Annotated in this window: 14 protein-coding genes; 6 read left to right on the forward strand and 8 right to left on the reverse strand. The window is 32.5% G+C overall.

Features of this window, described 5'->3' with window-relative positions:
* Positions 1-17: 17 nt before the first annotated feature.
* Both ACWNT5_RS03320 and ACWNT5_RS03325 read left to right on the forward strand, forming a co-directional pair.
* Positions 18-368, forward strand: a complete 351-nt coding sequence (locus tag ACWNT5_RS03320) for a hypothetical protein (protein WP_299894392.1) — start codon at positions 18-20, stop codon at positions 366-368.
* 1 nt (position 369) lies between these two features.
* Complete coding sequence (locus tag ACWNT5_RS03325; RefSeq protein WP_456516603.1) at positions 370-1,083, forward strand: hypothetical protein; 714 nt, start codon at positions 370-372, stop codon at positions 1,081-1,083.
* A gap of 2 nt (positions 1,084-1,085) precedes the next feature.
* On the opposite strand, the gene ACWNT5_RS03330 is transcribed toward ACWNT5_RS03325, so the two are convergent.
* Entirely contained in the window at positions 1,086-1,556 is a 471-nt protein-coding gene (locus ACWNT5_RS03330) for a CBS domain-containing protein (protein WP_299604373.1), read from the reverse strand.
* Positions 1,557-1,868: 312 nt separating this feature from the next.
* Between ACWNT5_RS03330 and ACWNT5_RS03335 the strand changes: the two genes are divergently transcribed.
* Together ACWNT5_RS03335 and ACWNT5_RS03340 are read left to right on the forward strand one after the other, a co-directional pair.
* The gene (locus tag ACWNT5_RS03335) at positions 1,869-4,244 is read left to right on the forward strand and encodes a M28 family peptidase (RefSeq protein ID WP_456516604.1); all 2,376 of its coding nucleotides are present in this window, start codon (positions 1,869-1,871) and stop codon (positions 4,242-4,244) included.
* A gap of 8 nt (positions 4,245-4,252) precedes the next feature.
* Positions 4,253-5,071 (forward strand): cupin, encoded by an 819-nt coding sequence (locus ACWNT5_RS03340; protein ID WP_456516605.1) that lies wholly within the window; start codon positions 4,253-4,255, stop codon positions 5,069-5,071.
* A gap of 4 nt (positions 5,072-5,075) precedes the next feature.
* On the opposite strand, the gene ACWNT5_RS03345 is transcribed toward ACWNT5_RS03340, so the two are convergent.
* Together ACWNT5_RS03345 and ACWNT5_RS03350 are read right to left on the reverse strand one after the other, a co-directional pair.
* A complete protein-coding gene (locus tag ACWNT5_RS03345) occupies positions 5,076-5,894 on the reverse strand; it encodes a DUF2306 domain-containing protein (RefSeq protein WP_456516606.1) in 819 nt (272 codons plus the stop codon).
* Between the two features lie 53 nt (positions 5,895-5,947).
* A complete protein-coding gene (locus ACWNT5_RS03350; RefSeq protein WP_456516607.1) occupies positions 5,948-6,397 on the reverse strand; it encodes a hypothetical protein in 450 nt (149 codons plus the stop codon).
* Between the two features lie 532 nt (positions 6,398-6,929).
* On the opposite strand from ACWNT5_RS03350, the gene ACWNT5_RS03355 reads away from it, so the two are divergent.
* Together ACWNT5_RS03355 and ACWNT5_RS03360 are read left to right on the forward strand one after the other, a co-directional pair.
* Complete coding sequence (locus ACWNT5_RS03355) at positions 6,930-7,784, forward strand: sensor histidine kinase (RefSeq protein ID WP_456516608.1); 855 nt, start codon at positions 6,930-6,932, stop codon at positions 7,782-7,784.
* 10 nt (positions 7,785-7,794) lie between these two features.
* Positions 7,795-8,502, forward strand: coding sequence for a LytR/AlgR family response regulator transcription factor (locus ACWNT5_RS03360; protein ID WP_456516609.1), 708 nt, complete (start codon positions 7,795-7,797; stop codon positions 8,500-8,502).
* A gap of 10 nt (positions 8,503-8,512) precedes the next feature.
* On the opposite strand, the gene ACWNT5_RS03365 is transcribed toward ACWNT5_RS03360, so the two are convergent.
* The 5 genes from ACWNT5_RS03365 to ACWNT5_RS03385 form a co-directional block, all read right to left on the reverse strand.
* Positions 8,513-9,106, reverse strand: a complete 594-nt coding sequence (locus ACWNT5_RS03365; protein ID WP_456516610.1) for a hypothetical protein — start codon at positions 9,104-9,106, stop codon at positions 8,513-8,515.
* 52 nt (positions 9,107-9,158) lie between these two features.
* The gene (locus tag ACWNT5_RS03370; protein ID WP_456516611.1) at positions 9,159-9,662 is read right to left on the reverse strand and encodes a hypothetical protein; all 504 of its coding nucleotides are present in this window, start codon (positions 9,660-9,662) and stop codon (positions 9,159-9,161) included.
* A 78-nt stretch (positions 9,663-9,740) separates the two neighbouring features.
* Complete coding sequence (locus ACWNT5_RS03375) at positions 9,741-10,463, reverse strand: hypothetical protein (RefSeq protein WP_299604395.1); 723 nt, start codon at positions 10,461-10,463, stop codon at positions 9,741-9,743.
* 212 nt (positions 10,464-10,675) lie between these two features.
* Entirely contained in the window at positions 10,676-11,422 is a 747-nt protein-coding gene (locus tag ACWNT5_RS03380; protein WP_299894360.1) for a succinate dehydrogenase/fumarate reductase iron-sulfur subunit, read from the reverse strand.
* Between the two features lie 10 nt (positions 11,423-11,432).
* Complete coding sequence (locus tag ACWNT5_RS03385; protein WP_299894357.1) at positions 11,433-13,448, reverse strand: fumarate reductase/succinate dehydrogenase flavoprotein subunit; 2,016 nt, start codon at positions 13,446-13,448, stop codon at positions 11,433-11,435.
* Positions 13,449-13,451: the final 3 nt, after the last annotated feature.

The raw sequence follows: 13,451 nt of genomic DNA on the forward strand, positions 1-13,451 counted from the left end.
CAGGTAAACAAAAGAACATGCAAAAAGACTGTCCAGAATGTGGTGAAAAAATTATTGGTAGAGCAGACAAAAAATTCTGTAGTGATTATTGTAGAAATGCTTATAACAACAAACTCAATAAAGACAGTAAAAACTTGGTAAGAAACATCAATAATCGTCTTAGAAAAAACTATAGAATACTAGAAGAACTAAATCCTAAAGAAAAAACAAAAACTACGAAATCAAAACTAATTTCTAAAGGTTTCGATTTTCAATTTTTCACTAGTATATACACTACAAAAGCAGGAACGGTATATTATTTTGTTTACGATCAAGGATATCTTCCATTAGAAAACGAATATTACGCATTAGTAAAAAGGAACAGTTAATATGTATTTTCTTCATTCTTTACAGCTAGATATTGGAAAAGGTGGTTTCATTTTTATTTTTTTAATAGCCTTTATCGTTGTCATTCTTATATCTCAGATATACAGTAAGAAAAATAGAATGCTCCGAAAATTAAAAGAGCACTCTTTTAAAAGAATTCAACTATGTAAAGAAGGTGAATACATAAAAATTAAGGGAGAAGCTTTTCCAATTGAAGAGGCTCTTTTATCACCATTAAGCCAAAGAAAATGTGTGTATTACAAAATACAGATAGAAGAAAAAAGAAGCAATGGAAAAAGCAGTTCTTGGCGCACTATAATCAAAGAAGAAAAGTTTCAAAACTTCATTATTGAAAGTGAAGGAGATAAAGCTATTGTGATGGCAGAAACCCCTAAATCTCATAAAACGACGTATCTAAATCAAGATGCAGAATTTACCTCAGGAACATGGAAAGATGCTCCCGAGTTTTTAGAAAAGTATTTACATAAGCACGGTAGAAAAAGTACTGGATTTTTAGGGTTTAACAAAAGTCTTCGATACAAAGAAGGAATCATCGAAATAGGTGAAAAAGTAACAGTATTAGGTATCGGTAATTGGAAAGAATCTGAACATAACTTTGATCGATATTCTTCCAAAAGTTTATATATATCCGGAAACCAACAAGAAAAACTAATAATTACTGATCTTGTAAAAGCGTTAAATCCTAAAAACAAATAGTATTATAAATCTCTCCAATGTTGACTATTCATTTTTAAAGCCGCTTTCATTACATCTTTTTGACTAATTTGACCTACTAATTTACCATCTTCAATAATAGGAAATCGTCTTCTTTTTGTTTCCAAAAATTTATTTGCAGCATCAAAAATACTAATGTTCCCATCAATAGTTTCAACATTTTTAGCCATGAATCGCTCCACTTGAGCATCATCTATAGGCATATTGTAATAACGACTCTCATTTAATTGCTTGATACAATCCCCTTCAGAAATAATACCTAACAATTCATTACGTTCATTAACTACTGGTCCTCCCGAAATTTTATTTTTTACCAAGGTTTCCATAACCTCTAAAACAGATTGTTTAGGAGAAAAAGTGATCAAATTCCTGGTCATGTAATCTGATACCTTAATCGGAGTATTGTCTTGTCTTTTAACTTTGGTTCTCGCGCCCTGAAAACTTATAATTCCCATAATTATAGTGATTTAGTGAATCTTAAATATAGTCATTTTACATTAGTTATTCAATATCATTTTAACATTAAAGATTCTAAAATGTTATTTTATTACCTTTATCAACATGAATTTTCTAACAAAAATTGATTTTTTCTCAAAAAAAGACACTAAACAAGAATAATCTTGAAAAAATAGTGTTGAAATGAAGAAGATAAGAATCATTTTGATAAAAATAATAGCAATTTCAATTATTACAACCTTAAAAAAACACTCTTAAACATTTAAATTTCAAATATTTACGACTCAACTAACTAAATAAGCAACAAACTGATGAAAAAAATTCTTGCAGTATTAACATTCATATCCATACTTTTTTCGATTTGGTATACCTTTTACAGCAGTATGCCCCAAACAATTTCGGATTTAGATACACCAGAACAAGAATTTTCTACATTAAGAGCTTTAGAACATGTAAAAAACATTTCCCAAAACCCTCATTATATAGGAAGTCCAGGACATGATCAAGCAAAAAACTACATTATTGAAGAATTAAAAAAATTAGGCTTATCTCCACAAATCCAAGAAGGCTTTTCGATTGGTGATAGAGGAACCATGAGTAAGCCCCAAAATATAGTTGCCAAAATCAAAGGTTCGAACCCAGGAAAATCATTGGTTTTATTATCACACTATGACAGCAGTCAACATTCATCTTACGGCGCCAGTGATGCTGGAAGTGGTGTAGCAACAATTTTAGAAGGAATTCGAGCATTTTTATATACAAAACAAGCACCTATAAATGATATTGTGATTTGCATCACTGATGGAGAAGAACTAGGATTAAATGGAGCGGATTTGTTTGTATCGGAACATCCATGGGCAAAAGATGCAGGTTTGGTTCTAAATTTTGAAGCAAGAGGAAGTGGAGGAAACTCATATATGCTTCTAGAAACCAATAGCAAAAATGGTAAAATGATTGATGAATTTATCAAAGCAGATCCTCAATTTCCCGTTACTAATTCATTAGCATATAGTATTTATAAATTGCTTCCTAACGATACAGATCTTACCGTTTTTAGAAAACACGGAAACACTCCTGGTTACAATTTTGCTTTTATAGATGACCATTTCGACTACCATACTGCCAATGACACTTGGCAAAATCTTGATCTAAACACTCTACAACATCAGGGCAGTTATCTCATGCCTTTACTATCTTACTTTTCTAAATCCAATATCAACGACTTTACCTCGGAACAAGACTATTTATATTTCAACACGCCTATATTTAAAATAATCAAGTATCCTTTTGATTGGATCTACCCTTTATTAGGTGTTGCTATCATTTTGTTTATTGGTTTTATCATTTATGGAAGATCCAAAAAGCGTATCTCTTTTAGTGAAGTTGGTAGCGGGTTTTTAGCATTTTTAATATCTTCAGGATTGGCAGGTGTCCTAGGTTTTGGACTTTGGAAAGTAGCCTTAATTATATATCCTGGATATAATGACATTTTACATGGTTTTCCCTACAATGGATATTATTACATTGCCGCAACCGTATTATTAGGAACAGCAGCCTTCTTTAAAGTGTATAGCATATTTGATAAGGTAGAAGCATTGCCCAGTTTACTGGTTGCACCTTTATTTTTCTGGCTAATTATTTGTACTGGAGCTAGTATTTATCTTCAAGGCGCAAGTTACTTTATCATTCCTGTGCTCTTTTGTTTAGTTTGTCAGTTTGTACTTATTAACCAAAAGAGGCCTTTTCCTTTTTTGATGTTACTATTAAGTTTGCCGTCTATTTTCTTAATTTCACCTTTTATAGCTTCTTTTCCTGTAGCCTTAGGCTTAAAAATAGCTTTTATTTCCTCTGTTTTAACCGTTTTTCTATGTACACTAATAATACCTGTTATAGGGTTTTATTCTAAAAAGAGTCTTTTAGGAACTATTAGTTTTTTAGCAGCATTAACTTGTATTGGGATAGCACATTTTAAATCGAACTTTACAAAGGAAAGACAAAAGCCAAATAGCCTTATTTACGTTTTACACGAAGATCAGCAGAAAGCATATTGGACCTCCTATGATCATACACTGGACTCTTGGACCAAAAATTACATTGATCGCCTCAAAAACTTAGCTAAAGATTGGAACAAAAACACCATCGAAAGCAAGTATAGTAGTGCATTTAATTATGTAAATCAGGCTCCATTAAAAGATATCCAATCTTCTAAGGCAGAAACATCTTTTGACAGTATTGCAGGAGAAAAACGAATCTTAGACATTTGTATTCGCCCTCAACGAGATGTAAACAGGATGGATCTCTTCATACGTGAATCATTTGAGTTTCAAAGTTTATATGCCAATGGAGTAACCACAAAAGATATTATAAACAAGGATGGCACGATTCATAATTCCTTTACAAAACGCACAGGAAACCGGCTACTAACGTATCATCTAAGAGATAATGAGCCGTTAGAACTTAGAATGGAATTTCATAAAGACTCCGTTCCTGAGATCGTGTTATACGAATCTTCCTATGATTTGCTAGAAAGTGAGTTGTTCTCGATACAGAAAAGATCAGAAAACATGATCCCTAAACCTTTTGTATTAAACGATGCTATTACAATTAAAAAGACAATAAGATTAGAATATGTAGAAAAAACTATGGATTCTAGTAGTATCCGCACTAACTTAGCCGCAGAATTATAAGATATTATATGAATAAGCAGATTAGTATTCTAGGTACAGGATGGTTAGGATTACCGTTGGCAAAGCGTCTTATTGCGAATGGAGATACTATTAAAGGATCAACTACCTCAGTTGATAAATTAGACATTTTAAAAAACTCTGGTATCGACCCTTACATTGTTGAATTAAAAGAAACTAAGTCAGAAAACCAGAAAGCATTATTTTTAGAAAACAGTGAAATCTTAATTATTAATATTCCTCCTGGTTTAAGAAGAAACCCAGAAAGTAATTTTGTAGCTAAAATTGAACATATAATTCCTTACATCATAACATCAGGAGTAGAAAAAGTTCTCTTTATAAGTTCAACTTCTGTGTATACAGATGAAGAAGGATTTCCAGAAATCACATCCGACACTATTCCTAATGCTACAAAAAATGCTGGAAAACAACTTATTGAAACCGAAAAACTATTAAGAAATCATCCTAGTTTCAAAGCTACTATACTTCGTTTCGCAGGTTTGTTTGACAGTAGAAGACACCCTGCAACGATGCTATCTAAAAGAAAAAACATTCAGAATCCATTAGCTCCAGTAAACCTCATCCATAGAGAAGATTGCATTGGCGTTATCCAAAAAATAATTGAAATGGATCAATGGGATCAAATTTTTAATGCGTCTTATCCAGATCATCCTAAAAAGTCCGAATACTACAGTACTATTTGTAAGCAAATGAACTTACCCATACCTGAATATGATTTTGAATCTTCTTCTAAAGGAAAAATAATTGCTTCTACCAAAGTAAATGAATCATTACAATATGATTTCACTCATGATTTATATAACTCTTAATATATTATAATCTTGGCAACCACATACCAACCGTGGCTGCAAAAACACCAACACTTGTTGCTATTATAGAAATAAATAGAACCATGGTCATACTCCACTGCTCTAACGGTATTTTTCTATCCTTAACCTTCAAATAGATTTCAAGAATTCCTAATGGAATCAGATACTGACCAAATCCTAAAAAAGTAATAAATGGACCTCTAAAAGTTTCTGGATCAAACCCTACTGGTTTTCCATGGATAAATAACCACAACATCAACCCTATCCTAAAAAACCACACTCCATTTACAGCAAGAAACAAACGTAATACCCAACGATTATGAGATACAAAGTTTTTTTGTAAAGCTGTTCTCCATGCAAATACAGCAAAAATCATCATTAGAATCCCATTAAAACTTACACTTATATCACTAATCCAACCTGTAACAGAACCTTTGGACAAGATCATATAAATTCCACTAAAACCAGCAATAAATGTGGTAACAAGGTATATTTTTCCATTCCACCGATGAAAAGACCGTGCTCTCATTCTAATCTTATCAATAAATTGTAGTGGACCACCTATGATAATAATCACAGCAAACAGCAAATGAATACCCACTACAACATTACTAATCGTAGCTCCTTCCGTATAGCCATGTGGAAGTACTTCGTTCCATTTCTGATAATTATCTTCGATTGCCGCCGTTCCGTAAAACGTAGTTACATAAAATGCAAAAATCCATTGTCCGAATACTGCGATAATGAACCAAACTCTAGCACTAATATGTAGCATCTTTTGAGACCATATGGTATTAGTTTCATTGATATAAGTTGTATTCATAACTTTAAATTTTAATAATATGATTGATGAAATTGATATTTTGAAGTGATACCCTAATTGAATTTGAATAGATTTTTGAAATAAGCTTTGTAAACATATATCCAGGGAATCACCAAAAGATCTATCGGGATTCCTATAGCAAATGGTTTTAAAAAACCTTTAAAAGTCTCTGGAAGACTGCCCGATACCCATAACGGAATGTATACTCCAAAAAAGAAAACCGATTTGTAGAATAGTTGCAGTAGCAATAAGGGTAGCATTTTTAATGGATATTTTATACCTACTCCCATCAGCACTGCATAAGACGCCCAAAAACTATACGTAACTCCATCATATGGACCCCATTGTTCACTCGGATATAGGATTTCGGACCAAGAACTATAACCTAGCGTCAAAAAAGTAAGTAGATATAGACCTTTCATAAGATAAAGTCTAATCTTAGATATATCCACATAACCCTTTTTATCAATTGATGATTTGTCTTTTGTTTTACTAAAGTTCATAACAGTAAGATGTTAATTGAATAGTAAAGCAACCCTATTTAACCTTATTGTCAAAAGAGTTTTGATGAGTGGAAGTAAGCTTTTGACAAACTACTAAACCAAGCTATTTTGGCCAATGTATTACTGATTAAATATGAAAAACCACCCGTTACACCATAGAAGATGTATTTGATCAAAAAAAAGCGGTATTTGATAAAATGATCGTATAAATTAATTCCTTTTTTTATATCTTAAAACCATGCTACCTCTAGAAAAAATAAAGGAAAACTGGTTTTTTACTTATAAAATCTACCATTTCGTATTTTGGAGTTTTTACTTCTTTTCTTGGGGTGTCGTTGAACTAAGCTTGTCCGTAGCATACAAAGCTATGTTTTTTTCACCTAGGTATGTCATATTTCTGTTTTACGTGGTGGTACATACTTTGGCCACATATTTTAATCTTTATGTATTACTGCCTAAATACCTCTACAAAGGAAAATTAACAACATATATTATATCGCTAGTAATATGGATAGGAGTCATAAGTTGCATTATGTTTGGCAGCTATTTTTTGAGTGCCTTTATCATTGGAGAACCTTTGGATTACTTTTGCGTTTTTAACGAAGAAAAAGGAGAGACTTATTTTCATACGCTTACTTCAGAAATTTTACCCGCTACTTCTGGAACATTATTACTTGGATTATGTATAAAACTTGCTAAAAACTCATTGGTAAATCAACAAAAGCAGCAGTTATTAGAGCATGAAAAATTAACTACAGAACTTAAATTTTTAAAACATCAGTTCAACCCTCATTTTTTATTCAACACTATCAATTCTATATTTTTTTTAATTCATAAAGCGCCTAGTGAAGCTTCTACTGCTTTAGCCAAGTTTTCGGATTTACTTCGATATCAACTATATGAATGTAATGAACAGCTCATTCCATTTGATCAAGAAATCAGCTATTTAGAAAATTTTGTAGCCTTAGAAAAGTTAAGGAGAAATAAAAACCTAAAGATTGATCTTTCTGTACATCTAGCCAATAAAATCCCAATGGGAATCGCCCCCTTTATTCTAGTCACTTTTGTAGAAAATGCTTTTAAGCACGTGTCTAATTCTAAAGATATGCTTAATTGGATTGAAATAAGAGCGCAATTAGCCAATGATAATTGCCTACATTTTTATGTTAATAATAGTATTGAGAACAAAAATAACTTTGAAAAGACTTCAACTTACGGCGGAATTGGACTAGAAAATGTAACCAGAAGGTTAGATTTACTATATCCAAAAAAATATGATTTAAAAATTGATTATCACAAAACCCGATTTAGTATTAGCTTAAGAATTACCTTAGAAGAGTTGATTATGAACGATCAGGTGGCACAAAACAGAAATATGGTTTCATAAAAAAAACACTATGATAAAAACAGTTATTGTTGATGATGAACCATTAGCTAGAGAAGGACTTTCTAATTATGCAAAAGAAGTTGATTTTTTAACGATCGTTGACACTTGCGAAAACCCCTTAGAATTGTCGGAAATATTGGATCAACAGACGATCGATTTGATATTCTTAGACATTCAGATGTCTAAAATGAGTGGTATAGATTTTTTGAAAATTACTAAAAACTTACCCATGGTAATTATCACCACAGCATACCCAAGCTATGCAATAGAAGGATTTCGTCTAAATGTTTTGGATTACCTATTAAAGCCTATCACATTTGATCGGTTTGTACAAGCTGTACAAAAGGCTAAAGAACAATTTATTTTAAAGTCTAATAAAAAGGATACCGAAGATTCTTACTTCTTTGTTAAATGCGAACATAAATACGAAAAAATATATTGTAACGACATCCTTTATATACAAGGTCTACAGAATTATGTGGCCATTCATACTACCAAAGGAAAACATATCACATTACTAAACCTAAAAGACATTGAAGAAAAATTAAATCCGCAACATTTTATTAGAGTTCACAAATCATATATTATAGCTATTACAAAAATTGATACTGTAATTAGCCATGAAATTCAAATTCGGAATACCTCTATTCCGTTAAGTAGAAATTACCGAGATCAAGTGTTAAAAACGGTTGTAGAGGAAAAATTATGGAAGAAATAGAAATCTAAACTTAATACTCTTTAGCCACCAAATCAAGTCTTGTTATCAGTGAGTCAATCAATTGTTCCTCTCTATATGGGTTGGGCAAAGTAAATCGATTACCAAATTTTGTGCGATGTAATCTTTCAAGATACAAGGAAAAACTACCAGATTCTAGGTTTCCTTTTCTGTATGCTTCGTATAAATAGGTGAAATTTCTTTCTTTGGATGTTATATCGCCGGTATGATGAATTACAATCCAAGGTGCTCTAGACGCTTTCTCTCCATGTTCGGCTATACTTGGGTGTCCGTATTTTTGTAGGTACAATTCTATCTTTTGAAAATTATTTCGATCATTATTCACCATTATTTGTTGTACCTCTTTTTTTTCAGCACTATCATATCCATATGTGAGTCTAGCATCATTCAATGCATTTCTAGTTTCTTGGTCGGTTTTATATATTTCCTCCAGAAATTCTTTTTGGAGATCAATAGTACTTAAGCTTTTTACTTCTTTTGCAAAATCTTTTTCAGAAGAGACACGTGCTTCTTTACAACCGCTGAAAACTAAAATTAATATAAAGAAAATTACTATTTTTTGTACAATATATGGCTTGAAGTTCATTTATAGTTTACTATAATAACTTCAAAAGAAAAGCAATGTGTCATTATAGTTACTAAGGCAGGTAATATTTTTCATCGAATTGATCATTGTAATAACTACTTAAAAACATAGCAAAACTATTAGCTCTTAAATCCCCTTTCTTATATGCTTTATATAAATATTCGAAGTTTTTCTGTTTCGATTCTAGGTTACTACAATGATATAAGATGATATATGGAGTTTTAGCTGCTAGTTCTCCATGTATTTCGGCAGATGGATGTCCATACTTTTCTAAGTACAGTTCTATTTTTTGTAAGTTAATCTTATCGGCTATGATTTTTTCCTGGAGTGCTTTTGATCTCTCTTTACTATTATAACCATAAACAGACTCGATATGTATTATATTATTTCTCGACTTTTGATTAGAAATACGTATTTCTTCCAAAAACACTCTTCTTTCATTATCTGATCGTAAGGAAGCAACTTCTTCAATAAAATCTTGATTGATTTCATCTTTTTTGCCGCACCCTACACATATTGTAAAGAGTGCTATTAAACAAAGTAATATTCTTATCATGAGGCAATTATTTAGGAATTAAAAAACTCCAAACCAATGTAAGTTTGGAGTTCTCTAGCGTTTAACAAAAAATAATTTTTATAAGGTGTCGTAGTATGCAACTAATCTAACCAAATCCACTTCTTCTTTAAATTTTAATCCTTCTTTACTGATATAGTCTTTTAACTCACTTTGCTTACCAGGGAATGATTTTACAATTTTCCTCTTATTCATTTTAATATGCACCAACTTTCCATCAATTTCCATATAATACTTCTCAGTATCCATAAATTTAGCTGGTTCGTTTTTATGATATGATGTTTGCGCTACTTTTGGATGTACAAAAGTTTTTATAACCTCTTTATACACATTGATTTTTGCATTACATCTCAGCTTTATTAAATATCCTTTCTTAAGATCATTATTAGCATCTTGGTATTCTTTGTAATGATATTCTTTAGCACCAATTTTAGCATAAACTTTATCCGCTTTGATCATTGCATTTATATTTTTGCTCTCCGGATGTTTCACTAGCTCAACTTCATTAGAGTACACATTGTACCTTACGAACATTCCAACTACTTTTTTCTCAAATCTTAAGTCTACCAGCTCTCCTTGTCTAAAAACTTTATCCTCATAAGGAGATCCTATTGCTCCTTCTAGATCAACATTTTCAATTTCTCCTGGTCTATCTCTTTCTTTATACTCTAGCGGTCTAAATAATAGGTCAATTGGTGTTAGTGTACTTCTATCAATACGATTTTGCGCTCCCACACTACAGGTTACTAAAGCTATTAAGGCTAATAAAACGGTTCTTCTCATCATATTTGTTTTTGATATTTCTAATTAAAAATAGCTAATAAAAAGCTCTTGTAATAGTCATTTAACTATTTGTGTACCATCCAGAACTTTTCCTTTACTATTAGTTAATGTCATTAATGATAAAAATGTTACCACAAAAAATTACACCTTGAAACAAAAAAATCCCAAATCTCTTCTGATTTGGGATTTTTTTATGTTTGTATGACTGAAATTTATCCTTTCACACTTGCTTTTAAATATTCACGATTCATACGTGCAATATTCTCTAAAGATATTCCTTTCGGACATTCGATTTCACATGCACCCGTATTAGTACAGTTACCAAACCCTTCTTCATCCATTTGATTTACCATTGCCAAGACACGCTCAGTGGCCTCAACCTGTCCTTGTGGTAATAATGCATACTGAGAGACTTTTGCCGAAGTAAACAACATTGCAGAAGCATTTTTACAGGCTGCTACACAAGCACCACATCCAATACAAGTAGCTGCTGCAAACGCATCATCTGCATTTTCTTTATTAACCGGAATAGCATTAGCATCAATTGTATTTCCTGAAGTATTTACAGAGATATATCCACCCGCATGTTGAATTCTATCAAAAGCACTTCTATCTACCATAAGATCCTTTATCACTGGAAAAGCATTAGCTCTAAATGGCTCAATAAAGATCGTATCACCATCATTAAACTTTCTCATATGCAGTTGACAAGTCGTAATCAAACGATCTGGTCCGTGTGGTTCTCCATTAATCTGTAAAGAACAAGATCCACAAATACCTTCTCTACAATCGTGATCAAATACTACAGGCTCTTCTCCTTTATTGATTAACTCTTCATTTAACACGTCTAGCATTTCTAAAAAAGACATGTCTCCTTCAATACCTGAAATTGGATATTCTACTATCTTTCCTTTAGATTGAGCGTCTTTTTGACGCCATATTTTTAATGTAAGATTCATAGCTTTTTTATTATTTATAAGAACGTGTTTTTAATTCAATATTTTCAAATACAAGATCTTCCTTATGAAGTACAGCGTCTTTTGGTTCTCCTTTATATTCCCAAGCAGATACGTACTTAAAGTTTTTATCATCTCTTAATGCCTCTCCTTTTTGTTCACCAGACTGTTCTACAGATTCCTCTCTAAAATGTCCTCCACAAGATTCATTTCTATCCAAAGCATCTTTAGCAAATAATTCTCCCAGTTCTAAGAAATCAGCAACTCTACCTGCTTTTTCTAATTCCTGATTTAAACCATCTGCCGTACCTGGTACTTTTACATTTTTCCAGAAATCCGCTCTTAAGGCAGATATTTCCTCAATCGCTTCTTTTAGTCCACTTTCATTACGAGACATTCCACATTTGTTCCACATGATTTTACCTAACTTTTTGTGGTAATAATCTACAGAATGTTCTCCTGATCCAGACATTAATTTTTCAATTCTTTCCTTTACATCTTTCTCCGCCTGATCAAATTCTGGTGTATCCGTTGGAATTTTACCAGTTCTAATATCATGAGAAAGATAGTCTCCTATTGTATATGGTAATACAAAATAACCATCTGCAAGACCTTGCATTAATGCAGATGCTCCTAGTCTATTTGCTCCGTGATCAGAAAAATTAGCTTCTCCAGCTGCATAACAACCAGGAACCGTAGTTTGCAGATTATAATCTACCCAAAGGCCTCCCATTGTATAATGTACAGCTGGATAAATCATCATTGGAGTTTTATAAGGATTCTCATCAACGATTTTTTCATACATCTGGAATAAGTTACCGTACTTATTCTCGATAACCTTTTCTCCAAATTCCAAAATTTGTTGAGCAGTTGGATTATGAATTCCAGAAGTCAATGCTTTTTCTTTACCATATCGTTGTATTGCAGAGGCAAAATCAAGGTATACAGCTTCTCCAGTTTTATTTACTCCAAAACCAGCGTCACATCTTTCCTTGGCAGCCCTAGAAGCAACATCACGAGGCACTAAATTACCAAAAGCAGGATATCTACGCTCTAAGTAATAGTCTCTTTCCTCTTCAGATAATTGTGTTGGTTTTAATTTACCTGCTCGTATCGCTTCTGCATCTTCTTTTCTCTTTGGAACCCAAATTCTTCCATCGTTACGAAGAGATTCTGACATCAATGTTAATTTAGATTGATGATCTCCTGAAACTGGAATACAAGTCGGGTGAATTTGAGTATAACAAGGATTTGCAAAGAAAGCACCTCTTCTATGTGCTCTCCAAGCAGCCATTACATTACTACCCATTGCATTTGTACTTAAAAAGAATACATTTCCATATCCTCCTGTGGCCAATACAACCGCATGTGCAGAATGACGTTCTATCTCTCCTGTTACAAGATTCCTTGCTATAATTCCTCTTGCTTTACCATCTATTTTAACAAGGTCAAGCATTTCATGACGATTAAATGCTTGTATTTTTCCTCTATTTATTTGGCGGTTCATCGCAGAATAAGCTCCTAATAAAAGTTGCTGTCCCGTTTGTCCTTTAGCATAAAATGTTCGAGAAACAAGTACTCCACCAAACGATCTGTTATCTAACAAACCTCCATATTCTCTGGCAAAAGGAACTCCTTGTGCCACACACTGATCTATGATATTCGCAGAAACTTCTGCTAATCTATATACATTTGCTTCTCGAGATCTATAATCACCTCCTTTTATGGTATCATAAAAAAGACGATAATTAGAATCTCCATCTCCTTGATAATTTTTTGCAGCATTGATACCTCCTTGCGCTGCAATGGAGTGTGCACGTCTTGGAGAATCCTGATAACAAAATGTCTTTACATTATATCCTAGTTCCGCTAAAGTTGCAGCGGCACTTCCTCCTGCTAGTCCAGTACCTACAACAATAACATCGATATTACGTTTATTGGCAGGATTTACCAGGTTGATTGTATTTTTATGTTTTGTCCACTTATCTGCCAGTGGACCTTCTGGTATTTTAGAGTCTAAAATTGACATAGT

Source organism: Aquimarina sp. 433 (genome assembly GCF_054054605.1).

What these genes read in the sequence shown, in the direction of transcription:
- ACWNT5_RS03385 (WP_299894357.1), bottom strand. Translation starts at nt 13,448, where the DNA reads ATGTCAATTTTAGACTCTAAAATACCAGAAGGTCCACTGGCAGATAAG.
- ACWNT5_RS03355 (WP_456516608.1), top strand. Translation starts at nt 6,930, where the DNA reads ATGTTTGGCAGCTATTTTTTGAGTGCCTTTATCATTGGAGAACCTTTG.
- ACWNT5_RS03325 (WP_456516603.1), top strand. Translation starts at nt 370, where the DNA reads ATGTATTTTCTTCATTCTTTACAGCTAGATATTGGAAAAGGTGGTTTC.
- ACWNT5_RS03320 (WP_299894392.1), top strand. Translation starts at nt 18, where the DNA reads ATGCAAAAAGACTGTCCAGAATGTGGTGAAAAAATTATTGGTAGAGCA.
- ACWNT5_RS03360 (WP_456516609.1), top strand. Translation starts at nt 7,795, where the DNA reads ATGATAAAAACAGTTATTGTTGATGATGAACCATTAGCTAGAGAAGGA.
- ACWNT5_RS03340 (WP_456516605.1), top strand. Translation starts at nt 4,253, where the DNA reads ATGAATAAGCAGATTAGTATTCTAGGTACAGGATGGTTAGGATTACCG.
- ACWNT5_RS03330 (WP_299604373.1), bottom strand. Translation starts at nt 1,556, where the DNA reads ATGGGAATTATAAGTTTTCAGGGCGCGAGAACCAAAGTTAAAAGACAA.
- ACWNT5_RS03335 (WP_456516604.1), top strand. Translation starts at nt 1,869, where the DNA reads ATGAAAAAAATTCTTGCAGTATTAACATTCATATCCATACTTTTTTCG.
- ACWNT5_RS03365 (WP_456516610.1), bottom strand. Translation starts at nt 9,106, where the DNA reads ATGAACTTCAAGCCATATATTGTACAAAAAATAGTAATTTTCTTTATA.
- ACWNT5_RS03350 (WP_456516607.1), bottom strand. Translation starts at nt 6,397, where the DNA reads ATGAACTTTAGTAAAACAAAAGACAAATCATCAATTGATAAAAAGGGT.
- ACWNT5_RS03345 (WP_456516606.1), bottom strand. Translation starts at nt 5,894, where the DNA reads ATGAATACAACTTATATCAATGAAACTAATACCATATGGTCTCAAAAG.
- ACWNT5_RS03370 (WP_456516611.1), bottom strand. Translation starts at nt 9,662, where the DNA reads ATGATAAGAATATTACTTTGTTTAATAGCACTCTTTACAATATGTGTA.
- ACWNT5_RS03380 (WP_299894360.1), bottom strand. Translation starts at nt 11,422, where the DNA reads ATGAATCTTACATTAAAAATATGGCGTCAAAAAGACGCTCAATCTAAA.
- ACWNT5_RS03375 (WP_299604395.1), bottom strand. Translation starts at nt 10,463, where the DNA reads ATGAGAAGAACCGTTTTATTAGCCTTAATAGCTTTAGTAACCTGTAGT.